The organism is Acinetobacter calcoaceticus DSM 30006 = CIP 81.8, assembly GCF_000368965.1.
Classification (GTDB): Bacteria; Pseudomonadota; Gammaproteobacteria; order Pseudomonadales; family Moraxellaceae; genus Acinetobacter; species Acinetobacter calcoaceticus.
In genome coordinates, this window is the sequence record NZ_KB849779.1 from 124,462 (window position 1) to 147,404 (window position 22,943).

The 22,943-nt window shown below is 41.2% G+C and carries 24 protein-coding genes; 7 read left to right on the forward strand and 17 right to left on the reverse strand.

The window, feature by feature from the left end; all coding sequences use genetic code 11:
• Window positions 1-42: 42 nt before the first annotated feature.
• From F936_RS02975 to F936_RS02985, 3 genes are read left to right on the forward strand one after another with little or no spacing between them, the layout of a single operon-like run.
• On the forward strand, window positions 43-1,383 hold the full coding sequence (locus F936_RS02975) for a MacA family efflux pump subunit (RefSeq protein WP_005044810.1): 1,341 nt from the start codon (window positions 43-45) through the stop codon (window positions 1,381-1,383).
• A 2-nt stretch (window positions 1,384-1,385) separates the two neighbouring features.
• Entirely contained in the window at window positions 1,386-3,380 is a 1,995-nt protein-coding gene (locus tag F936_RS02980) for a MacB family efflux pump subunit (RefSeq protein WP_005044812.1), read from the forward strand.
• Between the two features lie 22 nt (window positions 3,381-3,402).
• A complete protein-coding gene (locus F936_RS02985) occupies window positions 3,403-4,797 on the forward strand; it encodes an efflux transporter outer membrane subunit (protein WP_080592999.1) in 1,395 nt (464 codons plus the stop codon).
• 69 nt (window positions 4,798-4,866) lie between these two features.
• Here F936_RS02985 and F936_RS02990 read toward each other — a convergent pair whose 3' ends face one another.
• The 3 genes from F936_RS02990 to orn all read right to left on the reverse strand — a co-directional run bounded on the left by F936_RS02990 (window position 4,867) and on the right by orn (window position 7,259).
• Complete coding sequence (locus F936_RS02990) at window positions 4,867-5,670, reverse strand: enoyl-ACP reductase FabI (RefSeq protein WP_003654938.1); 804 nt, start codon at window positions 5,668-5,670, stop codon at window positions 4,867-4,869.
• A gap of 137 nt (window positions 5,671-5,807) precedes the next feature.
• Window positions 5,808-6,539, reverse strand: coding sequence for a Bax inhibitor-1/YccA family protein (locus F936_RS02995; RefSeq protein WP_004641163.1), 732 nt, complete (start codon window positions 6,537-6,539; stop codon window positions 5,808-5,810).
• A 153-nt stretch (window positions 6,540-6,692) separates the two neighbouring features.
• A complete protein-coding gene (gene orn / locus F936_RS03000; protein WP_003654932.1) occupies window positions 6,693-7,259 on the reverse strand; it encodes an oligoribonuclease in 567 nt (188 codons plus the stop codon).
• Between the two features lie 125 nt (window positions 7,260-7,384).
• On the opposite strand from orn, the gene rsgA reads away from it, so the two are divergent.
• The 4 genes from rsgA to secB all read left to right on the forward strand — a co-directional run bounded on the left by rsgA (window position 7,385) and on the right by secB (window position 9,710).
• Window positions 7,385-8,446 (forward strand): small ribosomal subunit biogenesis GTPase RsgA, encoded by a 1,062-nt coding sequence (gene rsgA / locus F936_RS03005; protein WP_005044817.1) that lies wholly within the window; start codon window positions 7,385-7,387, stop codon window positions 8,444-8,446.
• A gap of 98 nt (window positions 8,447-8,544) precedes the next feature.
• Window positions 8,545-8,961 (forward strand): rhodanese-like domain-containing protein, encoded by a 417-nt coding sequence (locus F936_RS03010; protein ID WP_003654928.1) that lies wholly within the window; start codon window positions 8,545-8,547, stop codon window positions 8,959-8,961.
• A gap of 11 nt (window positions 8,962-8,972) precedes the next feature.
• Complete coding sequence (gene grxC / locus F936_RS03015; protein ID WP_003654926.1) at window positions 8,973-9,230, forward strand: glutaredoxin 3; 258 nt, start codon at window positions 8,973-8,975, stop codon at window positions 9,228-9,230.
• A 27-nt stretch (window positions 9,231-9,257) separates the two neighbouring features.
• Entirely contained in the window at window positions 9,258-9,710 is a 453-nt protein-coding gene (gene secB / locus F936_RS03020) for a protein-export chaperone SecB (RefSeq protein ID WP_003654925.1), read from the forward strand.
• Between the two features lie 68 nt (window positions 9,711-9,778).
• Here secB and F936_RS03025 read toward each other — a convergent pair whose 3' ends face one another.
• Genes F936_RS03025 through F936_RS03090 form a run of 14 tightly spaced genes read right to left on the reverse strand, consistent with a single transcriptional unit; the run spans window position 9,779 to window position 22,941 of the window.
• Window positions 9,779-10,435 carry a 4'-phosphopantetheinyl transferase family protein gene (locus F936_RS03025; RefSeq protein WP_005044819.1) on the reverse strand — a complete coding sequence of 219 codons (657 nt, stop codon included), beginning with the start codon at window positions 10,433-10,435 and terminating at the stop codon, window positions 9,779-9,781.
• A gap of 24 nt (window positions 10,436-10,459) precedes the next feature.
• On the reverse strand, window positions 10,460-10,894 hold the full coding sequence (locus tag F936_RS03030) for a hypothetical protein (protein ID WP_005036894.1): 435 nt from the start codon (window positions 10,892-10,894) through the stop codon (window positions 10,460-10,462).
• Window positions 10,895-10,905: 11 nt separating this feature from the next.
• Window positions 10,906-12,132 (reverse strand): beta-ketoacyl-ACP synthase, encoded by a 1,227-nt coding sequence (locus tag F936_RS03035; RefSeq protein ID WP_005044821.1) that lies wholly within the window; start codon window positions 12,130-12,132, stop codon window positions 10,906-10,908.
• Window positions 12,132-12,857, reverse strand: a complete 726-nt coding sequence (locus F936_RS03040; protein ID WP_005044822.1) for a 3-ketoacyl-ACP reductase FabG2 — start codon at window positions 12,855-12,857, stop codon at window positions 12,132-12,134. Before F936_RS03040 ends, F936_RS03035 begins: the two co-directional genes overlap by 1 nt.
• A gap of 23 nt (window positions 12,858-12,880) precedes the next feature.
• On the reverse strand, window positions 12,881-13,306 hold the full coding sequence (locus F936_RS03045) for a hotdog family protein (protein WP_000762336.1): 426 nt from the start codon (window positions 13,304-13,306) through the stop codon (window positions 12,881-12,883).
• Window positions 13,306-14,508 (reverse strand): beta-ketoacyl-[acyl-carrier-protein] synthase family protein, encoded by a 1,203-nt coding sequence (locus F936_RS03050; RefSeq protein WP_005044824.1) that lies wholly within the window; start codon window positions 14,506-14,508, stop codon window positions 13,306-13,308. The genes F936_RS03045 and F936_RS03050 overlap by 1 nt, the downstream gene beginning before the upstream one ends.
• Window positions 14,505-15,050 (reverse strand): DUF3261 domain-containing protein, encoded by a 546-nt coding sequence (locus F936_RS03055; RefSeq protein WP_005044825.1) that lies wholly within the window; start codon window positions 15,048-15,050, stop codon window positions 14,505-14,507. The genes F936_RS03050 and F936_RS03055 overlap by 4 nt, the downstream gene beginning before the upstream one ends.
• 2 nt (window positions 15,051-15,052) lie before the next feature.
• Window positions 15,053-16,348 carry an NAD(P)/FAD-dependent oxidoreductase gene (locus F936_RS03060; RefSeq protein ID WP_005044827.1) on the reverse strand — a complete coding sequence of 432 codons (1,296 nt, stop codon included), beginning with the start codon at window positions 16,346-16,348 and terminating at the stop codon, window positions 15,053-15,055.
• Window positions 16,349-16,377: 29 nt separating this feature from the next.
• The gene (locus F936_RS03065; RefSeq protein WP_005044830.1) at window positions 16,378-18,693 is read right to left on the reverse strand and encodes an MMPL family transporter; all 2,316 of its coding nucleotides are present in this window, start codon (window positions 18,691-18,693) and stop codon (window positions 16,378-16,380) included.
• Entirely contained in the window at window positions 18,668-19,297 is a 630-nt protein-coding gene (locus tag F936_RS03070) for a LolA family protein (protein ID WP_005044831.1), read from the reverse strand. Before F936_RS03070 ends, F936_RS03065 begins: the two co-directional genes overlap by 26 nt.
• Window positions 19,297-19,725, reverse strand: a complete 429-nt coding sequence (locus F936_RS03075) for an acyl-CoA thioesterase (protein ID WP_003654902.1) — start codon at window positions 19,723-19,725, stop codon at window positions 19,297-19,299. The genes F936_RS03070 and F936_RS03075 overlap by 1 nt, the downstream gene beginning before the upstream one ends.
• A 9-nt stretch (window positions 19,726-19,734) precedes the next feature.
• Entirely contained in the window at window positions 19,735-21,270 is a 1,536-nt protein-coding gene (locus tag F936_RS03080; protein WP_005044836.1) for an HAL/PAL/TAL family ammonia-lyase, read from the reverse strand.
• A gap of 1 nt (window position 21,271) precedes the next feature.
• The gene (locus F936_RS03085) at window positions 21,272-22,198 is read right to left on the reverse strand and encodes an LpxL/LpxP family acyltransferase (protein ID WP_005044838.1); all 927 of its coding nucleotides are present in this window, start codon (window positions 22,196-22,198) and stop codon (window positions 21,272-21,274) included.
• Window positions 22,199-22,200: 2 nt separating this feature from the next.
• Window positions 22,201-22,941, reverse strand: coding sequence for a glycosyltransferase family 2 protein (locus F936_RS03090; protein WP_005044842.1), 741 nt, complete (start codon window positions 22,939-22,941; stop codon window positions 22,201-22,203).
• Between the last annotated feature and the right edge of the window lie 2 nt (window positions 22,942-22,943).

Below are 22,943 nucleotides of genomic sequence, written 5' to 3' on the forward strand. Positions count from 1 at the left end.
CTTTTATACTAAATTAAATTTTAAACTTTTCGACCTCTCACCATGCCAAAAATAAAGCCAATCAAACTTGTTATTATCATCGTCTGTATAGTAATTATTGCTGTATTAGCTTGGAAGTTTTTCAAGCCAAAACAGCAGCAGCCACAATATATTACTGCCGAGGTAACACGCGGGGATATTGAAAATAATGTACTTGCAACGGGTACACTTGATGCAACCAAACTGATTAGTGTCGGTGCACAGGTATCTGGTCAGGTTAAAAAGATGTATGTACAACTAGGCGATCAGGTTAAGCAAGGTCAACTTATTGCGCAAATTGATTCAACCACACAAGAAAATAGTTTAAAAACTTCTGATGCGAATATTAAAAATTTAGAAGCACAGCGCCTTCAACAAGTTGCTTCTTTGAATGAAAAACAACTTGAATACCGCCGTCAGCAACAAATGTATGCGCAAGATGCAACACCACGCGCAGATCTAGAATCGGCTGAAGCAAGCTATAAAACAGCTCAAGCACAAATCAAAGCATTAGATGCGCAAATTGAATCTGCAAAAGTGACTAGATCTACGGCGCAAACCAATATTGGTTATACACGTATTCTTGCTCCAACTAATGGTACGGTTGTCGCAATTGTGACGGAAGAAGGTCAAACGGTAAACGCAAACCAAAGTGCGCCAACAATTGTCAAAATTGCAAAATTACAAAATATGACGATTAAGGCACAAGTCAGTGAAGCTGACATTATGAAAGTTGAGAAAGGCCAACAGGTTTATTTCACTACCTTAGGTGAAGACACTAAGCGTTACGCAACCTTACGTCAAATTGAGCCGGCTCCAGATTCAATTTCTAGCGAATCAACAAGTACGACAAGCTCAACAACGAGTTCAGCTGTTTACTATAATGCCCTATTTGATGTGCCAAATACCGATGGTAAATTGCGTATTGATATGACTGCTCAAGTTTATATCGTTTTAAATTCAGCTAAAAATGCCCTGCTCGTTCCTTCTTCAGCGCTTAGCTCTAAACAATTTTCAGGTCAAAGAAAATCAGGTCAGTCTTCTGATAAAGCAAGCTCTACACCTGAAGCAGCTAAAAAATCTCAAGGAAATGGAGCTCGTTTAGAGCGTCTTAACCTAACTGCTGAGCAAAAACAGTTAATTGAACAAGGTAAATTAACTTTAAGTGTTGTACGCATATTACAAGCCGATGGCACAACTAAACCAACTCAAATTTTGGTTGGTATTAACAACCGTGTAAATGCACAAGTTCTTGCGGGCTTAAAACAAGGTGATCAAGTTGTCATTGCTGATAGTGCAGACACTTCTGCGGCATCAGCAAATAGTAGTAATAACCGTCGCCGTAGTGGCCCAATGGGAATGTAAGCATGACAAAACAAGCTCTGCTTGAAGTCAGCAATCTGGTCCGGGAATTCCCTGCTGGCGAAAGCACAATACAAATTTTAAAAGGGATTGACCTTACCATTTATGAAGGCGAACTGGTTGCCATTGTCGGCCAGTCTGGTTCGGGTAAGTCAACGCTCATGAACATTTTGGGCTGCTTAGACCGCCCTACCAGTGGTAGTTATAAGGTCAGTGGGCAAGAGACTGGTAAGTTAGAGCCAGATCAGCTCGCTCGATTACGCCGTGAATATTTTGGTTTTATTTTCCAGCGCTACCATTTACTTGGTGACTTATCAGCTGAAGGCAACGTTGAGGTTCCAGCAGTTTATGCAGGTGTTACGCCTTCTGAGCGTAAACAACGCGCAACAGCTCTACTTACCGAATTAGGGTTAGGCACTAAAACACTCAATCGACCAAGTCAGCTTTCTGGTGGCCAGCAGCAACGTGTTTCTATTGCTCGTGCCCTCATGAATGGTGGTGACGTTATCCTTGCGGATGAACCAACAGGAGCACTCGACTCACATAGTGGCGTTGAAGTTATGCGTATTTTGCGTGAACTCAATGCTGCTGGTCACACTATTATTCTGGTGACACATGATATGCAAGTTGCAAAAAATGCGACTCGTATTATCGAAATTAGTGACGGAGAAATTATTAGTGACCGTCCTAATGTTCCAGATCAAGCAGCCGAACCAATCAAGTCTGATCCTGATGCCGCTCCTGCTTTACAAGGTAAACAGAAGAAAGGCAAAAGTATTTCCGCATGGCGTTCAACTTTAGATCGTTTATCTGAAGCCTTCCAAATGGCTTTACTGTCTATGAATGCCCATCGCATGCGTACTTTTTTAACCATGCTTGGCATCATTATTGGTATTGCATCTGTTGTTACCGTGGTCGCTCTAGGTAAAGGTTCTCAACAGCAAATTTTAAGCAACATTAGTAGTCTGGGAACAAATACGATTACGGTGTTTCAGGGTCGTGGTTTTGGTGATAATTCTAAAACTGCAAGTTTTAAAACCTTAGTCCCTGCCGATGCTGATGCGTTAATAACCCAACCTTATGTAAGTGCTGTAAGTCCAATCGTCAGCACTTCAAAAACAATGCGTTACCAACAAAATGAAGCAAATGCGACCATTAATGGGGTGAGTAACGACTATTTCGATGTAAAAGGTTTAGTCTTTAAAGATGGGCAAACTTTTGATCAACGTAGTGTTCGTGATCGCTCACAAGATGTGGTGATTGATACCAATACGCAAAAACAATTCTTTGGCGATGGTAGCAATCCAATTGGTCAAGTAGTACTACTCGGTAGTGTACCAGCACGTATTATCGGGGTTGTAGAACCGCAAACAAGCGGCATGGGATCTGATGATACCTTAAATGTCTATATGCCTTATACAACCGTAATGAGCCGTATGCTAGGTCAGTCCAATGTCCGCAATATCGTGGTTCGTATTAATGACAAATATTCAACTACTGCCGCAGAAAATGCGATTGTAAACTTATTAACCCAGCGCCATGGTGCACAAGATATTTTCACTATGAACAGTGACAGTATCCGTCAAACCATCGAGAAAACGACCAGCACGATGACCCTTCTGGTTTCAGCAATTGCCGTAATTTCACTGGTCGTTGGTGGTATCGGGGTTATGAATATTATGCTGGTTTCTGTGACTGAACGTACTCAGGAAATTGGTGTACGTATGGCTGTAGGCGCACGTCAAAGTGATATTTTGCAGCAATTTCTTATTGAAGCAATTTTAGTCTGTTTAATTGGTGGTGTGCTTGGTGTCTTACTATCACTTGGCCTTGGACAACTTATTAATAAATTTGCTGGCGGTAACTTTAGCGTGGCTTATTCAAGCACTTCTATTATTGCAGCATTTGTGTGTTCAACACTGATTGGTGTCGTTTTTGGTTTCTTACCAGCCAAGAATGCGGCAAAACTCGACCCAGTTGCAGCACTATCACGAGAATAAGGAAAATTGCATGTCTTTCTCTATGACTAAACTCAGCACAGCACTTCTCCTCACAAGCTCTCTTGTTGGATGTGCTGCTGTGGTAAAAACACCTTACGAAACACCTGCGGTACAAGTTCCGGGTAGTTTTCAGTATGACGCCACAAAAGCAAAAACCATGTCTGCCGATCAATATTCTGACCGTTGGTGGACACTTTTTGGTGATGCACAGCTTAATCAGCTCGTAAGCAATGTATTAGAACGTAACAGTGACTTAGCTGTCGCAGGCATTACCTTAAAACAAGCACGTTTACAAGCTGACCTAACAGCAAACAAGCAAGGCTTACGTACTAGCTCTAGTGTTTCAACTGGGCATTCTTTTGATTTAAATTCGGGAGATGACAGCGCTAAAGGTCTATCAATGAGTGCGGGCGTAAGCTATGAAGTTGATTTGTTTGGTAAGCTTGCACGCCAAACTGAAGCAAGTAAATGGGAAGCTTTAGCGACTGAACAAGACCTACAAGCCACTGGACAAAGTTTAATTGCAACCACGGCTAAATTGTATTGGCAACTCGGTTATTTAAATGAACGTTATGCGACTGCTCAGCAGAGTCTGGCGACCTCACAAAAGCTATATCAACTCGTACAGATTCAGTATAAAGCTGGTGCTGTTTCAGGTGTAGATCTTACTCAAGCAGAACAATCTGTACAAAGCCAAAAAGCAAGCCTAAGCCAGATTGAGCAACAACTGGTTGAAACACGGACTGCCATTGCCGTGCTCTTACATGAACCATTGCAACAGTTAAACATTCAAGAGCCTAAACGTTTGCCACGCAATGCACTACCAGCAATTGGTGCGGGCTTACCTGCCGATATTTTATCGCGCCGTCCCGATTTACAAGCCTCTGAGCTTCGTTTGAAAAAAGCGCTCGCGACTAAAGATGCTACTAAGGCGAGCTACTATCCATCGATTAGCTTAACCAGTAGTTTGGGATCAAGCAGTACATCGTTAACGGAGTTATTACGTAACCCTGCCCTAACTTTAGGTGCAAGTTTAAGCTTACCGTTTTTACAATATAACGATATGAAAAAGGATATTGCGATTAGCAATCTGGATTATGAAAAAGCGATTATTCAATATCGCCAGACGCTTTATCAAGCTTTTGCTGATGTCGAGAATGCTTTATCAAGTCGTACAGAACTCGACAAACAAGTAGCGTTACAAGAGCGTAATGTTGAACTTGCAGAAAAAACTGAACGTTTAACCGAAGTCCGTTATCGTTATGGTGCTGTCGCATTAAAAACACTTCTTGATGCTCAGCAAACTACACGTACTGCACGCTTAAGCCTTGTTGAAACTAAACAAAGCCAATACAACGCGTATGTCACCCTCATGCAAGCTTTAGGTGGTTCACCTGTAAAAGAACTTCCTCAATAAATTGCGCCCAGTAAAAAAGCCGTAGTCCTTCAACTACGGCTTTTTTTATGTCCGAATAAATTTTAAAACTTATTCATCATCCATCATAGATTGGCTCATACCAACAGTATTGAAGCCAGCATCTACATATAGAATTTCACCAGTAATACCTGAAGCCCATGGTGAGCAAAGGAAAAGCGCTGCATTACCCACTTCGTCAATGGTTACATTACGCTTTAACGGTGCAACTTTTTCATTAGCATCTAACATTTTACGGAAAGATTTAATACCAGAAGCAGCCAAAGTACGGATTGGACCCGCAGAAATCGCGTTTACACGAATACCGTCAACACCTAAGCTTGATGCCAAGTAGCGAACACCCGCTTCTAAAGAAGCTTTTGCCATGCCCATAACGTTATAGTTAGGCATAACGCGCTCAGAACCTTGGTAAGTCAAAGTCAATAAACAACCTTGGCGAGCTTGTAGTAATGGTTTTGCAGCACGTGCCATCGCAATAAAGCTGTATGCACTGATGTCATGAGCAACTTTAAAACCGTCACGGTCAGTCACGTCAGTAAAATCACCATCAAGTGTATGTGCAGGAGCAAAGCCGATAGAGTGAACTACACCATCTAGACCATCCCAATGTTTTGCAAGTTCTGCAAATGCATTGTCAATTTCGCTATCAACTGCAACATCACATGGGAACACAAGCTTAGAACCGAATTGCTCAGCAAATTCATCCACACGTTTTTTTAATTTTTCGTTTGGATAAGTAAACGCAAGCTCTGCACCTTCACGGTGTAATGCTTGGGCAATACCAAAAGCAATTGATAATTTACTAGCAACGCCTGCAATCAAAAAGCGTTTACCTGCTAAAAGTCCTTGTGTCATGCCGATCTCACTCAAAACAATTTAAAGCATAATGCCAATATTCAACGGTTTTCGAAATTGCATAATGCATCTTTTTTCAAAAATCGCACGAAAAAAAATCGCCCCTCATGAGGAGCGACTTCTAAATGAATATAATTTTAGTCGTCAGATAACAAACCAATCAAACGTAAAAAAGAGATATACATCCAAACTAAAGTTGAGAGTAATGCAATTCCACATAACCACTCCATAAATTTTGGAGCACGATAAGCTGCGTTGGTTTCAATTAAATCGAAATCTAAAATCAGGTTTAGTGACGCAATCACAGCAATAAATGCAGCAAAACCAATCCCTAACCAGTTACTTTCAAAAATATAAGGAATGCTTGAACCAAAGGCTAAGCGCATGATCATCTGCACGATAAACACAAGAAAAATAGCCAGAGATGCAGATATCACAACTGACTTAAATTTTTCTGTTGCACGTACAATCTGAAATTTATATAAGCCAAACATCACCAATGTTGTCACGAACGTGGCAAGTAATGCTTGTAAAGGCACACCTGGGTACTTCATTTGAAAAGTAAAAGAAATACCGCCTAAAAATGCACCTTCAAATAAAGCATATGGAATTGCTAAGGTTGGTGCAGTTGTCGGTTTAAATGTGGCAATCAAAGCTAAAACCAGGCCACCAATTGCACCAACAATAGCACCCGCATAGGCAATAGCAACATTTGCAGTAAAAGCTGCGTAGAAAAATAAAGCAATGCCCACAGCCGCTGCAATGACCGTCAACATAACAGATTTTTGAATCGCACCTTGCACAGTCATTGGTTGACTATAGTCACTGACCGTTTCAACACGTGTCAGTATCGGGTTATTACTTTGCATAAATGCTCTCTTTTTATAATAAAAATTTAAAACATCATTTTAAGCAAAATGAATATGAAAGCCAAATCAGGCTCTCGGCATTATTGTAACAATGTCCTTTAAGCAATAAAAAAAGGGGCAGCAGCCCCCTTTCATATTACATATACAACGTAATCAATCTTTACCATCAGTATTCATAATAAAGAAGTATTCACGGTAATATTTCAACTCAGAAATTGAGTCACGAATATCATCCATTGCCAAATGCGATGCATTCTTTTTCAGACCACTCATAATTTCAGGGCGCCAGCGTTTTGAAAGTTCTTTTACGGTAGATACATCAAGATTACGATAATGGAAATATTGCTCTAGCTCAGGCATAAGACGATGTAAGAAACGGCGATCCTGACAAATCGAGTTACCGCACATCGGTGAAACTTTTGGGTTGACCCATTTTTTTAGGAATTCTAAAGTCTGTAGCTCAGCATCACGAGCTGTCAATTTGCTACGACGAACTCGTTCAACTAACCCAGATTGTCCATGTTGGCGGGTATTCCACTCATCCATTGCATTTAAAATACGATCAGGTTGATGGACAGCCAAGACCGGACCTTCGGCAAGTACATTTAAATTATCATCTGTAATAATTGTTGCGATTTCAATAATTTGGTCATTATCGGTATCTAAACCGGTCATTTCCAGATCAATCCAAATTAATCGTGTATTTAAAGTACTGCTCATGTATGTACGTTCTAAAATGCCGTAAAAACATCAATAGTAGCAAATTTCTTGCATCTGCGCTGTAATTCTATAGCCGCTTCATGCTATTTTTGCCATCTTCAAACAGTGGTTTTTTTGGGATATGAATGGCTTTAATTCGTAAGCGTCGTTTAACTGAACAGCAGCAACGTCGTATTGAAAAACAGCACAAAACTCGCCAAGAAGAGGCCGATACTTCACAAGATCTGGACGGACTCGTTGTACAACATTATGGGCGCCAACTCGAAGTACAGGCACTCTCTGTACCTGAGCATCACCCAGAAAAACTTCAAGTTGCCGAAGGAGAGCCAGAACCATTCTGGAAACCTATCGAGCTCAAAAGCGTATGGCGCTGTCATACTCGAACTAACCTTGAGTTACTTGTGACTGGTGACCGAGTTAAATGGCAAGCAGACCCGAACACGGGTTTAGGCATTATTACTGCCATTCATCCACGCAACTCATTACTTACCCGCCCAGACCGTTATCACAAGGTTAAACCAGTTGCAGCAAATATCAGTTTGATTGTAATTGTATTTTCTCCCCTTCCTGAACCAGCTCCGACATTAATCGACCGTTATTTAGTGGCTTGCGCAGACGCTAACATTCCTGCACTTTTAGTCTTAAATAAATCAGATTTAATCACTGAAAATGACCCAATTCTTACGCTATTAGAAGAATATAAAACTTTGGGTTATGAGGTGATGATTTGTCAGTCTAAAAAGGGAGATATCTCTGCTTTATCTGAACGTTTAGATGGCGAAACGGTAGCTTTCGTTGGCCAATCGGGTGTAGGGAAAAGTTCTTTAATTAATGTATTAATTCCAGATGCAGAGCAAAAAACAAATATTATTTCTGAAAACTCTGCACTTGGTCAACACACAACAACCTCTACACGTTTAATGAATTTCGGTAAAAATGGCGCGTTAATCGATTCACCGGGAATTCGTGAATTTGGGCTTTGGCATCTTGATTTAGAAAAAATTCGTATGGGCTTTCCAGAAATTGAAGCACATTTAGGTTCTTGCCAATTCCGTAATTGTACCCATACTCATGAAAAGAACTGTGGGCTAAAACACGCTGTAGAATCTGGTGAAATTTTGCCACGGCGCCTAGATAGCTTTTTGCGTTTAAATGATGAGATTCAAGAAGCACAGCAAAAAAACTAATTTTCTGTCCGCTTTGCACTTGAAGTGGTGATTTTGATCACCATCTATATACGCTATACTCTAGGTCAATTTTGTTTTTAATTTTTTTTAGGTGACTTGTGGAACGCTGGTTAGAGTTTATGGGGAATCACCCCATTTTGTTTGGTACGCTCGGAGTCTTAGTCGTGTTGTTCTTCATTTTTGAAGGTCAACGTAACGGTCGTAAAATTTCACCACAGTCGCTTGGTATTTTAGTGAAAGCGAAAAATGCCATACTGATCGACTTGCGCGATAGTAAAGACTTCCGTGAAGGTCATATTAGTGGCAGCCGCAATATTCCTTTCAGCCAAATTGCAAGTCATGCTGATGAATTAAAAGCAAGTGAGCGTCCATTGGTATTTATTTGCAACCTCGGGCAAGTTGCTGGTAGTGCTTTGCAAAAAGTTGCTCACCATGACAGCTATCGTCTTGATGGTGGTATTAGTAACTGGAAAGCACAAGGCTTACCTCTTGTAAAAAGCAAACCAAAAGCTTAAGGAGAATTATTATGACTGCAAATGTCATTGTTTACTCAACTTCTGTATGCCCGTATTGCGTTCGAGCTAAACAGTTACTTGAGCGTAAAGGTATTGCTTACAAAGAAGTAAATCTTTCCGTTGAAGCACCGGAAGTACGTGTTGAATTAATGCAACGCACGAATCATCGTACTGTCCCACAAATTTTTATTAACGATCAGTTTATTGGCGGTTTTGACCAACTTTATGCTTTAGAGCGTGAAGGTAAACTCGACGAATTATTGGCTTAACATCGCATCCATATTAAGGAAAAAACAATGAGCGAAGAACAACAAGTTCAACCACAATTAGCTTTAGAGCGTATTTATACAAAAGATATTTCTTTTGAGGTTCCTGGGGCGCAGGTTTTTACTAAACAATGGCAACCTGAACTCAATATCAATCTTTCTTCTGCTGCAGAAAAAATTGATCCAACTCATTTTGAAGTTTCTTTAAAAGTTGTGGTACAAGCCGATAACGACAACGAAACAGCGTTCATTGTAGATATCACTCAATCAGGTATTTTCTTGATTGATAACATCGAAGAAGATCGCTTACCGTATATTTTAGGCGCTTATTGCCCAAATATATTGTTCCCGTTCTTACGTGAAGCGGTAAATGATTTAGTGACTAAAGGTAGCTTCCCACAGTTACTTCTTACACCAATCAACTTTGATGCAGAGTTCGAAGCAAATATGCAACGTGCTCAAGCTGTTGAAGGTCAAGCTTAATTTTTTAGCTTGTTCTAAACTAAAAAACCGCGTAATTCGCGGTTTTTTTATGTCTGCTATTTCACTTATTAAGAATCAAGTGAATGAAGCTGAATAGTTGGAAATTGAAAACCGCGGCAAGATAATTCTGAGCGCCATGCCACTGTTAGCATCATATTACCCAGAACGAAGTTTTGATAAGCAAATGTCCCAATAAGTGGATGAGAACATATTCCGCCATTGTCTGTAGGATGTGCCTGAGTATTTAAAGTATTTAAATCTAACCTTATGCCGAGGCCCGAGGCTTTTAGAACAGCCTCTTTAGTCGTCCAAACTTTAAACCAGTATTCTCTGTCTTGCTCTAAGCTTAGCCACGTTTCATATTCATCAGGGTGAAATGCATGCTGGGCTAAAGCTTCTAAACGAACTTTACGGTCTAGTTCTTCAACATCGACACCGATATCTTTAACATGCTGACTCATCGCTAAAGCATAATATTGTTGGCTATGAGAGTGATTGAAATCTAAATCGTGATTCAATAAATATGGCTTGCCATGCTCATGCTTTGCAAACGCTAAATCCGTTATTGTAATTTGCAATTTCTGTGCTATCAGCTCGTTTCTAATGTTATGTATTTGCTGTTTTTTATAATGATTAAATGTACGAAAGTCAGGGAAATCTTGTTTAGATTTTAAAAGAAGCTGGGACAATGTCTGGGTGTAGACTTCAATATTACGCTTAGACATTATCCCGACCTTATTTAAAATTAATTAGAATTTAACCACGTCGCCTTTTAAGGTAACCCCCGCCATCATGGCACCTTTATAGCAATCGTAAGTTGTCGTACTTGTGGTTTCATTGGCTTTAAAATAGCTCACAATATTAGTAACAGCGTTTGCACCTTGTGCTTTAGCATTGTTTTGCATTTGGATGAGTGCTGAACGTAAAACCCAATCACAAGACGTTGCTGCTGACTTACCAAAACCATTGGTCTTTTTATTGGTCACCGCATCTTTTTGAATGACTTTACCACCAGACTTTGTACCCTTTAAATAAAACTTTACTGAACCATCTAAAGTGCCATCTGCAACTGCACGGTCTACAGCTTCTTTAAAATTCAACTGATGTACTTCATCTCCAGCCTGAACAGTGGCAGTAAAACCCGCACTTAGCATTGCTACAAATAAAAGTTTTTTATTTAACATTGTTGTGTTCCTTATTGTTTAACACGTTTAAAAATAAGCGAAGTATTAATTCCGCCAAAAGCAAAGTTATTGCTCATAATAATGTCAGCATCCAGAGTTCTTGGCTGCTGAACGATATAATCCAGATCGCCGCACAGTGGATCGACTTTATCTAGATTTAAAGTTGGAATAAAACGGCCACGATTCATCATTTCAATGCTCAGCCAAGCTTCAATAGCCCCACATGCCCCTAGCGTATGTCCAAAATAGCTTTTTAAAGAGCTGATAGGCTTACGTCCCAAAACTGCTGCTGTCGCCTGACTTTCAGCCACATCACCCTGATCAGTTGAGGTGCCATGCGCATTTACATAAGCAATGTCTTTAGCTTCTACAGATGCATCTTTAAGTGCCAATTGCATACAGCGACCCATCATTTCTGACTCGGGGCGAGTGACATGTTGACCATCAGTATTGCTACCGTAGCCAATCACTTCTGCATAGATATGGGCACCTCGAGCTTTGGCATGTTCGTATTCTTCTAAAATTAAACAGCCAGCCCCTTCACCAATCACCAATCCATCTCGCTTAGCATCAAATGGGCGTGGTGTTTTTTCTGGTTGGTCATTCATTCCACTGGTCGCGAACAATACATCAAAAACCGCAGCACCTGCCGCACTGAGTTCCTCTGCACCACCTGCAATCATGACCTGTTGTTTGCCATATTTAATTGCTTCATAGGCTTGCCCAATGGCCATAGAGCCAGAAGTACATGCACTTGAGGTCGGTAAAGTTAACCCTTTTAGACCAAAATACACGGTCATGTTCACCGCACTTGTATGGGCCATCATGCGGATATAGGTTGTTGCATTGATCTTACTCATGCTCTGATGAAGCAACATGCTTGCAAACTCACCCACGGCCTCTACGCTACCCGCAGAAGAACCAAATGCAACACCCGCTTCACCACTAGACAAAATTTCGTGTCCAAGCAAGCCAGCATCTTGCAAAGCAGTTTCGGCACAAACCACAGACATAAGCGCTACACGCCCCATACCACGAGTAACCTTACGGTTAAAATGTTTTGGAACATGAAAAGTTTCAACAGGTCCAGCAAGCTTAGTCCGAAGGTCAACATACTGTTCCCATTCCGGCATGTAACGAATACCACTTTTGGCAGCTTCAAATTGGGCAAAAATCTCATCAGAGGTTTCACCTAAAGAGGTAATTCCAGCCATTCCTGTCACAACAACACGTTTCATCAAATGAGTCCCCCATTCACAGAAATAACCTGTCGTGTCACATAAGAAGCTTCATCTGAACACAAGAATTTCACCACGCTAGCAACTTCATCGACTTGTCCCATGCGTTGTAACGGAATCATTTTAAGTGCATGCTCTTTGACTTCATCCGTAACCATTTCCGTTTCAATCAGGCCGGGTGCTACACAGTTCACGGTAATTTTTCGCTTGGCTAATTCGAGTGCCAAGGCCTTGGTCGCACCAATCAATCCTGCTTTTGCAGCACTGTAGTTAACCTGACCACGGTTACCCATAATGCCAGAAACCGAAGATAACGTGACGATACGACCGCCTTTACGCAAATGGATCATTGGCATAACTAATGGTTTTAATACGTTATAAAAACCATCTAAGGAAGTCGAAATAACTTCATCCCAGTCTTGATCTGTTAAAGCTGGGAAAGCACCATCATGGGTAAGACCAGCATTCAATACAACACCATAGAATCCACCATGCTGTTCTACATCTTGTTCTAAAATCTGTTGAACGGTTTGGCGTTCAGTGACATCAAACATTAAATAATGGCTATTTTGTCCTAACGCTTGAATCTCTTGTACAACTTGTTCTGCATCTGCCTGACGCGAACGGGCATGCACAGTTACATCAAAACCCGCCTTTGCAAGTTGTAATGCAATCGCTTTCCCAATTCCTCGACTTGAACCCGTTACTAAAATTCGTCTTGTCACAATGTATTCCTAATTCTTTGTGGTTATTCAAATGGTGTTTCTGTTGGCTCAAATACACTTAACGTTGCCTGAATGCAGTGTTCAGCATATTGGATTTCACAGGAAAATTGCCCAAGTCCTTCATGAAAATATTGTTGTTCTATTTGAATGATCAATCGTGAACCTAAAGCGAAATAAGGGATCGGTAAATTTAACTTACGTGTTCCCAATAAAAAACCGACTTTTGGCGCTTGTTTTGACTGCTGACCTTGCCAGCCTGAATAAGCGCTGATGGTTTGTGCCATAATTTCAATACTTGCCCATGTCGGCAAACCTTCTGCTTCACAGAACATCAGCTCGGGTGTAATCGTGAGTTCTGCTTGTGCCCGCCCTTCCGCAACATCAGTTAAATGGTCAATAAAAACCATAGGCTGCTCATGAGGAATATATTGAATTGCATCAAGTTTCATCAGGGCTTCACTCCAAAAACAAGACTAATATTACTTCCCCCAAAAGCGAAAGAATTACTCATCACATAGCGAATGGGTTGTTTTAGTTCAGCATCTTGCACATAGTTTTGGTCAGCCAAATCCGGATCAATCTCAACATTTTGATGCAATGGCAACCAACTTTGATCTTTTAGAACTTGTTCACAAATAAAAGCTTCTATAGCACCTGCTGCACCAAGACAATGTCCAGTTTTGTGTTTGGTACTACTTAAAGCAACTTGATAATCACCAAAAACTTGTCGTACAGCCTTAATTTCCATCGCATCATTTTGTGGAGTTGCTGTGCCGTGCAAGTTGATATAACCAACTTCTTGAGCTGAAATATGAGCCATATCTAATGCGCGTTGCATGGCTAATGCTGCACCTTTGCCTTCTGGATGTGGAGCCGAAATATGCCATGCATCCATCGATTCACCAGCACCCATTAACATCACAGGAGCAGTGGCTTTACTTAATACAAAAAATGCAGCAGCTTCACCAATATTAATGCCATCACGTTTCACACCGCAGGGTTGGCAAGTCTGTTCAGATAAACTTTCTAGGCTATTAAATCCATTGAGTGTCAACTGACACAAGGTATCGACGCCCCCCACCAGTACAACATCAGCTAAATCTGCATGAAGTAATCTCTGACCCGCGGCTAATGCTTTAGCGCTTGAAGAGCAAGCGGTTGAAATAGTATATGCAGGCCCTTCCCATCCTAAGTACTGCTGCAATGCTTTTGCTAAACAGCTCATTTCCTGAGGATAGTGAGATATTGAAAGATCAGTTTTCCCTTGAAAATATTGCTTAAGTAATAATTCATTATCTGCAATACCTGAAGTGGATGTACCCACCACAATGGCCAAACGTTTATTTTCAAAGGATGCCGTATAGTCTCTTAACGCTGCTTCGACTTCGAATAATGCAGTTAATGCAAAACGTAGATTACGTGAATCTACAGACTGTAAGGTGTCTGGTACATTCGAGCATAAGGGATGTGTATATTGCCCCACCCAAACATTACGATCAGCAATTAAATCATCTCGCAGACTTAAGGTTTGCTGTGGCTGTTGTAATGCCTGTTTGATTTGATTAAGTTCGCAACCTAATGCAGATAAACCGACACTTAATTGTATGCCTACTGCCATTGTGGCTGCATTTTCTGAAGGTAAATGTTTCATGGTGTAGGACTTTCTTCTGTCTGCAACGTATTTTCAATCGAACTCAGCGTCATGGTATAAGGGACTTGTTGATTAATCAATTCAATGCTTCCTTGCCCTTGTTTAAGCTGCAACACAGGCTGCTTTTCAATATAGACAACTTGCATGCCAGCTTGGTGTTTCATCTCTACGGCTTGCTGCCCTAAATGCGAAAATTGAGGGTATGTCGCAAACAAAAGGTCACGTACCACAAACTCAAAAGGCAATAAACGCATTTGATTAATACGTTGTTCAACATGAACACGATGTCCATCAAACTGTAGCTTAAACAATTGTTGACCTGTCAGGCTCAAAGCCACCATATCCAGTACAGCACCCTTTTGCTGTTGGTATAACAAGAAGCTAAAACTTTGCTGCTTCCACTGAACTTCAACCTGATCTTGCCGTTGATAAGCTTGTGCCTGCCATAGTGGGCTTTGCAGCCCTTTGGCATGTGGCATGACCTGACAACCATTTAAAAATAAAAAGCTACTGAGTAATATCGTTGCCCATTTGCGTTGCATGATTAGCCCTCAAGTGCCTGTTCTTGCGCCAAGCCCTCACGACAATATTCTGCCAAAGTAGTAAGTCTACGTTTGGCATTTTTATGGATTGGATTTTTTTCATCCCACGCATAACCAGCCAGTAATGAAGAAATCATACGGCGAATGCCTTCATTCTGATTTTGTGAGAACACTACATCTTGAAACTCGCCTTCATACCATGACTCAACATAGGCACGAAACACCTGAATACCACGGCGTAATGGTTTTTCATATTCTTCTAACCAGTCGACTTGCTCACCTTGTAAAACTCGTTCAACCAAAGGTACAGCCAAGCTGGAAGATTTTAGAGCAATTGTCACACCCGATGAAAAGACGGGATCTAGAAACTCACCAGCATTACCCAATAGTGCATAGTTGTGACCTGCCAAGTGTTTTACATTCGCTGAGTAACCCACCAAGGTGCGTACTGGTGTATCAAATCTTGCACGGCGCAATACATGTGACAAGCTTGGCTCATCGGCTAAAATACGCTTAAGCATTGCCTCAGGTTCATTATCTTCAGCATTTTCGACTGTGTATTTGTCAAAAAAATCTTGTTCTGCAACGACACCAAAAGAAGCACGTCCATCTGCAAATGGAATCAGCCAATACCATGCGCGATGATCTTTTTCGTGCACAGTAATTAAGATTTTATTGCGGTCAAACTCAGGGTCGTCTGTAATACCATCTTCAATATGGGTAAACAGCGCACGTCGTACTGGAAAATTTGATGGGCTCTCTAAATCTAAAAGCTTTGGTAAAATCCGCCCAAAACCACTCGCATCTAACAAGAATTTAGTTTGAATCTGATAACGCTGTTGTTCTTCATCTAATACAGTAAGTACGGGCTGTTCAGATGCAACATCAACATCTAAGACTTCATGCCCGAAGCGTATGTCGGCACCATAAACTTGAGCCTGCTTTGCAAGCAAATTATCAAAATCTGCACGGCGAACCTGCCAAGTAGTTCCCGGTCCATCCGTAAATTTTTCTGTAAAGTCATAAAAGCTACGTTGTTTACCGCGTAAAAAAGCCGCACCATTTTTAAATTGAAAAGCGTATTGATCAACATGCTCACGGACCGTTTCAAGTAAACCAGCCTCTTCTAAAAATGCCATGGATTGCGGTAACAATGACTCACCAATCGAAAAACGTGGGAAATGCTGTTTTTCAATGACCGTAACGGTATAACCCTTTTTTCGAAGAAGTGCCGCAGCAGAACTACCTGATGGTCCAGCCCCAATAATTACGACGTCAATTTTTTCTATAGTGCTCATAGCACAATTTCCTTTTTAATTTATTCAAATTATGAATGGTCTTGTAAATTCACGATATGTTTTTCATCTGCGGGGGTTAACAAAGTCGCATAGATAAATGAGAAAATAACCCCGAATAAAACCGTTAAGCCAAAACAATGAATTGCATAAGTATGGCTAAATGAAAGTAATCCAAAGCCAAGTAAAGTCGACATCATACATAAAAATAAAGCCATTCCAACCACTTGTGGATGGTCATGTCCATGTCGGTAGAAAATTGCATAATCGACACCAATCCCGATAATTAGGAAAGTCGCCATAATACTAAACAGATTAATCTCGACACCTAACCATGCCTGAACAGCAAAAGTGCTCAGTAATGCCAAGCTTACTGGCAGAACCAAAGGCACAATCGAACTTAGACCATAAATAAGCGCTAAACCAACCGCCAGACCAATTAAGGCATAAATGAGGAGATGTTGAGCCTGCACTCGATGTTCAGCAAACATTTCCGACATTGCAGTAATCGGTTGCTGGAAATGTATGTGATCATTCTGAAGCTGCTTCAACACTTCAGGTTGTTTCACCCCTGTCACCATCACTAATCGTTCATTGGCTTGAGGCTGTAAAAAAGCTAAAGGATGATCTTTAAATACCGAAAAATCTAATAGTGGTTGTGTTGCCAGTTGCTGTTGCCACTGTAAAACATCTGTGACATTTAGCCCCATGCTTTGGGCATATTGCTGCAAAGTTGCTTTTGGAATATTTCTTAATAGTTGTACATTGTTTTGCTGCTCTGCCAATGGTGGAATCCATTGCCCCAGAGCTTGAAATGCACTGATTTTTCCTTGTGACTGTAAGTGTTGCAAGTGTCCAATCAGTTGCTTCTCTTGTTGCTGCATTTCATTTGCAGATGCTGCTCGTACTACAAAATAATCACTGCTTTGTTGTTGGCCAAATTGCTCACGAACCGCTTGGTCCTGCTGCTTTAAGCTGGCGTCCATACCTTGTAAGTTACGGATATCATCGTTACTTTTGAGATAGAAAAGACTCACCGTACCCACTGCTAAAATGGCTGCAATTAAGCCATAACGTATTTTAGCTCGTTGTTGAAACCATAACCGTGCTTGTCCAATCCACGATAATACTCGTATGGCTGGCTGAGCATTTAGGGCAGGTAACCTTGGTAATAGCAGTACACTACTGATCCAAGCCGCAGTTAAGCCAACAATTGAAAAGACTGCAATCTGCTTGAACCCTGGAAATGGGGTAAAACTCAAGAAAATGTAAGCAACCAATGTGGTCATTAAGCCCATAAACAAGCTTGGCAATAGTGGTTTTAAAATTTGAAAACCGCCAAGCTGTCTGTGCTGCGATTGCATCGCCATAAAATAAAATGAAAAATCGACACAAACACCAATCAGGCTCGCACCAAACACTAATGTCATGAGGTGAATTTCACCAAACATCCAATGCGTGACTGCAAATGCAACAAAGCTTCCAGTCGAAACAGCAATAAATTCGGTTGCCAAGGGTCGCAATGAACGAAAGCCAAACCAAACCAGAAAAATTAAGCCCAATGTAGAGCCAACACCAATAGTTGAGATTTCCTGTTTAGCTGATTGCGTCCCAAAATTTGAAAATAAAATAGTTCCAGTCCAATGAGATTTTAATCCAATTGCAGCTAACTTTTGCTTAGTTTGCTCAATCCAGTTCGATATCTGTTCTTGATAATCAATATTGTATGGGCTTTGGGTTAACTGTAATACGAAAAGCCGAGAGATACCTTGCTCATGGTGAATGGTTGCAAAGCCCTGCTCCATTTCAATATCTTGTTGTGACGGATTCACCAACTGCATCGCATAACGAGGGAACAATAATAGCGGGTCTTGCTTAAGTGACTCAGCAGTGACAGGCATGCCGGGACTCATCATCTGCATCAGACTTTGTTCCGTCAGTGCCTCGTAATCCAGCTTTTGTAATAAGGCTTGATCTTGAGCACTCAATAAACCTGCTCGATGTTGATACAACTGTTTTGCAAATTGATCAAAATCAAGCTGTGGTTTGAGTGGCTGCCATAGCGCACTTTGCTTAGCTTGCGCTGTTAAAAAATTGGTTGCCTGTTGTATCGCAGTCTCATCTTTAGCATCTATAACGACAAATACTTTATTGTTAAGTTGCTCATTCATGTACTGCTGAGTACGTGCAAGTTCTGGGTCTTGCTGAACTTTAGGCAATAACGCAAAAATATTGGTTTGAATATGAATATCTTTATTCAGCCAAGTCACGCCTAACCCCACTGCAATAAGCAGGAGAGCAATTAACCAAAGCGCGGTGAACTTATTTTGCCAGTTGGAAAAGCGCATGCTCAGCAGCCGTTAGAGTCGTCGGTTGAGAAGTCTGGTGACTAAAGCGAATGGTCGTCAAATTATTGGCTTTTTCGGTAATCACAATTTGGTTAACGTACTGTTGCCCTTGCGCATCAACACGCACAAACAGCTTTTTAAACAGACTACTTTTCGGAGTTAAGCTCATGCTCCAACCCGCTGGACTATAGTTCACACTTACTACATTAAAATTCTTTGCCAAGGCCTGTTCATTGCCAGACATGAGCTGCAAAAATAATGTCGCGACCGAACTATAAGGTGATTGATCCACCTGAATTTGGCTAAATGTACGCTGCGTTTTTTGCACTAGCTTGGTTGGGGTAACAATCAAATCTGCTTGTACTGGGCGTTTGATTTGCCATGCCACGCCATAAGATTTTGCGAACAATAACGAGCCGTTCGACACAAATGTTTTATTCAACGACGGCAGTTTTTTTTGCTGTTCAAAATCAGCACGAACGGTAGGAGACTGTGACAATTGCTGAAAAATTTGAGCAATCTGTGCCGGTGCTGCATAGACAGCACTTAAACTACCCATCCAAACAGCAGTACCTAAACCTAAAGTTTTGATGAATTGAGACATCACGTATTCCTCTTCGGTTGAAACTCAGACCACGCATTTAAACGATCGAACAAAACCTGAGGCGACTGAAAACACATTTCACGGGCTTCAATATTCACCGCCACCTGTGTGGTATAACCTTTGGTTAAGCGTTTCCCAGACTCAGCATCAAAAATCAAATAATCAATTTTTAAGCGGTTTTCCCATTCTTTTAAAATGGCGCGAACCCGAATCTTTTGTTCAAACTCAATACCGTATGCATAGCGAACATGGCTTTCAATCACAGGCCATGCATAGCCTGATTCTTTCATCTGCATATAGTTGTAATGAAATTGATCGAGCAATTTACAGCGCGCAATCTCAAAGTATTTTAAATAGTGTCCATGCCAAACCACATTCATGGTATCGACATCATGAAATGGAATTTCAATGATTACATCTGCATGCATTGGCTCACCTTATCCCATAAATTCTGGTTGATTAAACAATTCAAGTTGGTCTAAACGATCAACAATCTGTTGTAATTCGGTTTGTAATGGTCGGTCTTCTTCGACAAATGCAAAGCTTTGTAAGGTCCATTGCATAAATGCCTGCAATGTTGGGCTTAACTGTGCTGTTAAACCTTTCAGATGAATCGCCTGCACACTAGCGCAGCAGAGGGCTGCAATTACTTGCTGGGTTAAGGTGATCACACGGCTCGCATCACGTGCAGCAATGGTTCCCATACTGACTTTGTCTTGGTTATGACATTCGGTTGAACGTGAAAAAATTGAAGCTGCCAAAGTGTTTTTCAAGGCTTCAGCCGTCCACGCGGACACCCCGATTTGTACGGCTTTAAAACCATGATTGAGTGGTAAACGTTCAGCCGTTGCACCTGTTAAATTCCGTGGTAAACCATGATTCATTTTATGGTCGACTAGCTGTGCAATCTGTCTATCCATCAAGTCAGCAATATTGGCAATCATAATTTTTAAGCTATCCATTGCTTGTGCAATGTGCCCGCCGTAAAAATGACCGCCATGCAACACACGCATGCCTACAGGATCAATCAATGGATTGTCGTTACTTGAGTTCAGCTCATTTTCAATAAACTGACGTAACCATACTTTTGAATCTTCAAACACACCAATAATATGCGGTGCACAACGCAACGAATAACGATCTTGTAGGCGCGGGCTTTGATGTGCTGTTTGTACTTCACTGTTAAGCCAGTCACGTAATTGCTTTGCAATTTGCTGCTGCCCCGGATGAGGTTTTTGTGCAAACAGTACTTCATCGAAATGACTAGGATTACCTTCCAAGGCCAGCACATTTATAGCTGTAATCAAAGTACTTGCGAGTGCAATCTGCTCTGCTTTTTTATAATTTAAACAAGCAATCGCTGTCATCACGGCAGTGCCGTTCATAAGCGCCAAACCTTCTTTAGGTCTGAGTGTTAATGGTTGCAAACCTTTTTCGGCATACACTTGAGCAACAGGAGTAATTTTTCCATCAATATAGACATCACGCTCCCCGATTAACGTTCCAGCAATGTAAGACAACGGCGTTAAATCACCGCTTGCCCCCACCGAACCTTCAGATGGAATGACTGGAATCACATTTTCATTGAGTAGCCAAACCAATCGTTCAAGCAATGCCAAAGACACACCTGAATAACCACGAGCCAACGAACATAAACGCGTCACCACTACTGCACGTGCAGTGATCACATCTAGGTTTTCACCTAAACCACAACCATGAAAACGTGAAAGATGCAGTGGTAGTTCATTAACCTGATGTAATGGCACTTCAACTAAACACGAGTCACCATAACCCGTGGTCACACCGTAAATGACACCTTCTTCTTCAAGTAACTGATCAAGAAAATCAGCGCCTTTTTGAATTAGGCCACGCCATGAAGATGACTCAGGTAAAGCAACCTGACATTCGCCTCTTGCGACCGAAACGACATCTTCAATACTCAGTGGCTGTTCACCTACGGTTAACACACGCATGTTATTTCGTCCAAAAATTATAAAAATTAAACCATTGATAAGGGGCACGCAGACAATGCTGTTCTAATACGGCAACATACGTTTTAGTTATGGTTTGCATACTTTCAATACGGTTAGCGCGGGGTAAATTTATCTGCTCGGCAATTGAATGAATATGAACTTGGAACTGTTGCTGCACTCGGTAACAAAACACTGCAATAACAGGTACTTTCAGTAAATTTGCCAAGATCCATGCGCCTTGTGGAAAGGCTGCTGATTCCCCTAAAAAGTCAACATGCTGTACACGATCTGACTGCACGGGTACACGGTCCGCAGCAACAATCACCCACTCACCCTGTTGCATTTTGTCTTGTAAAATCATAGCGGTTTCAATACCCAACTCATCGACGGGCAATAAGCAAACATCGGCCTTATCATTTAGCTTTTTCAAAAACTCATTAAACTTGGTCGCATGTTTTTGATAAACCAGTACGTTAATTTTCTGCGGATGTTCTGACTTAATTGCCCGAAGCAATTCAATATTGCCAAAATGGGAAACCACAATCAGCGCCCCTTTTTGGTAGTGCCGAGAAAAGTTTTCATGCCCAAAAACTTCTAGATTTTGCTCTGAGATATGACCTAGCCAACCTTCAATCTTATCTAAAATACATTCACCAAATTGCATAAAATGCGTATAGCTATTTGCCCAAGTTGGTTCGTGGGTAAAGGGAGACTGTGTTCCAGCAAAATGATGCAGTTTTTGTAAATAAATTAAGGAAGCTTGTCGTGCTGTGGCGGCAAACAGCCAATACCACATAATGACAAAGTACATCACCAACTTGCATAACCAACGTCCACCAAAACGGTAAAACCACAACATGAGCATGAGGGGCACCATGCCTCCTCGCTCTTTAATGTCATTCCATTTTGGAGAAGCTGAATCTGACATAATTAACCTTGCAGCTTTTGTTTTAACAGCTTCGGTAAGCGAATTAGCATACCCATAAACAAGCTTGCATGCGCTTTGCTCAGCCCTAAGTTATCTCGCCAGACATGAAAATGAGAGATGCCCTGCTCTGGATAAACCACAGGTGTCGGCACATTAATAAATTGGGTATTTTCCCATTTTAAACGCACCAAAATTTCGCTATCAAAGCCCATACGTGGCTGAAACTTAGCACTGTTCAAAACTTTAATAGTGCTCTCGAGTGGATATACTCTAAACCCACACATACTGTCTTTAATTTCAAAAGATAAACTATTAAGCCACACCCAAAAATGGGTAATGTAACGACCATACAACCGTTTTTTAGGGATAGATTCATCAAAGTACGGCTGACCAATCACCATAGCTTTGGGATGTTGCTGGGACTGTTCAATAAATTTAGGAATGTCATCCCAGTGGTGTTGCCCATCTGAATCAAGTTGTAAGGCATGGCTTAAGCCCAATCGATGTGCAGCACGTAATCCTGTAATCACAGCTTGCCCTTTGCCCTTATTCACTTCATGTTCAATTAAATGAATTTGGGAATATTGATCGGCCAATGCCCGTAAAATCTGGCTACAAGCATCATCACTTCCATCATTTACCAATACAATCGGCAAATGAAAGCGATCAAGATAGGCAATCAAGTCAGCTAAATAATGGGGATGGTTATAAACTGGGATAACAAAGCCATAGTTGGTCTGCATTT

What these genes read in the sequence shown, in the direction of transcription:
- F936_RS02975 (WP_005044810.1), top strand. Translation starts at nt 43, where the DNA reads ATGCCAAAAATAAAGCCAATCAAACTTGTTATTATCATCGTCTGTATA.
- F936_RS02980 (WP_005044812.1), top strand. Translation starts at nt 1,386, where the DNA reads ATGACAAAACAAGCTCTGCTTGAAGTCAGCAATCTGGTCCGGGAATTC.
- F936_RS02985 (WP_080592999.1), top strand. Translation starts at nt 3,403, where the DNA reads ATGACTAAACTCAGCACAGCACTTCTCCTCACAAGCTCTCTTGTTGGA.
- F936_RS02990 (WP_003654938.1), bottom strand. Translation starts at nt 5,670, where the DNA reads ATGACACAAGGACTTTTAGCAGGTAAACGCTTTTTGATTGCAGGCGTT.
- F936_RS02995 (WP_004641163.1), bottom strand. Translation starts at nt 6,539, where the DNA reads ATGCAAAGTAATAACCCGATACTGACACGTGTTGAAACGGTCAGTGAC.
- orn (WP_003654932.1), bottom strand. Translation starts at nt 7,259, where the DNA reads ATGAGCAGTACTTTAAATACACGATTAATTTGGATTGATCTGGAAATG.
- rsgA (WP_005044817.1), top strand. Translation starts at nt 7,385, where the DNA reads ATGGCTTTAATTCGTAAGCGTCGTTTAACTGAACAGCAGCAACGTCGT.
- grxC (WP_003654926.1), top strand. Translation starts at nt 8,973, where the DNA reads ATGACTGCAAATGTCATTGTTTACTCAACTTCTGTATGCCCGTATTGC.
- secB (WP_003654925.1), top strand. Translation starts at nt 9,258, where the DNA reads ATGAGCGAAGAACAACAAGTTCAACCACAATTAGCTTTAGAGCGTATT.
- F936_RS03025 (WP_005044819.1), bottom strand. Translation starts at nt 10,435, where the DNA reads ATGTCTAAGCGTAATATTGAAGTCTACACCCAGACATTGTCCCAGCTT.
- F936_RS03030 (WP_005036894.1), bottom strand. Translation starts at nt 10,894, where the DNA reads ATGTTAAATAAAAAACTTTTATTTGTAGCAATGCTAAGTGCGGGTTTT.
- F936_RS03035 (WP_005044821.1), bottom strand. Translation starts at nt 12,132, where the DNA reads ATGAAACGTGTTGTTGTGACAGGAATGGCTGGAATTACCTCTTTAGGT.
- F936_RS03045 (WP_000762336.1), bottom strand. Translation starts at nt 13,306, where the DNA reads ATGAAACTTGATGCAATTCAATATATTCCTCATGAGCAGCCTATGGTT.
- F936_RS03050 (WP_005044824.1), bottom strand. Translation starts at nt 14,508, where the DNA reads ATGAAACATTTACCTTCAGAAAATGCAGCCACAATGGCAGTAGGCATA.
- F936_RS03055 (WP_005044825.1), bottom strand. Translation starts at nt 15,050, where the DNA reads ATGCAACGCAAATGGGCAACGATATTACTCAGTAGCTTTTTATTTTTA.
- F936_RS03060 (WP_005044827.1), bottom strand. Translation starts at nt 16,348, where the DNA reads ATGAGCACTATAGAAAAAATTGACGTCGTAATTATTGGGGCTGGACCA.
- F936_RS03065 (WP_005044830.1), bottom strand. Translation starts at nt 18,693, where the DNA reads ATGCGCTTTTCCAACTGGCAAAATAAGTTCACCGCGCTTTGGTTAATT.
- F936_RS03070 (WP_005044831.1), bottom strand. Translation starts at nt 19,297, where the DNA reads ATGTCTCAATTCATCAAAACTTTAGGTTTAGGTACTGCTGTTTGGATG.
- F936_RS03075 (WP_003654902.1), bottom strand. Translation starts at nt 19,725, where the DNA reads ATGCATGCAGATGTAATCATTGAAATTCCATTTCATGATGTCGATACC.
- F936_RS03080 (WP_005044836.1), bottom strand. Translation starts at nt 21,270, where the DNA reads ATGCGTGTGTTAACCGTAGGTGAACAGCCACTGAGTATTGAAGATGTC.
- F936_RS03085 (WP_005044838.1), bottom strand. Translation starts at nt 22,198, where the DNA reads ATGTCAGATTCAGCTTCTCCAAAATGGAATGACATTAAAGAGCGAGGA.
- F936_RS03090 (WP_005044842.1), bottom strand. Translation starts at nt 22,941, where the DNA reads ATGCAGACCAACTATGGCTTTGTTATCCCAGTTTATAACCATCCCCAT.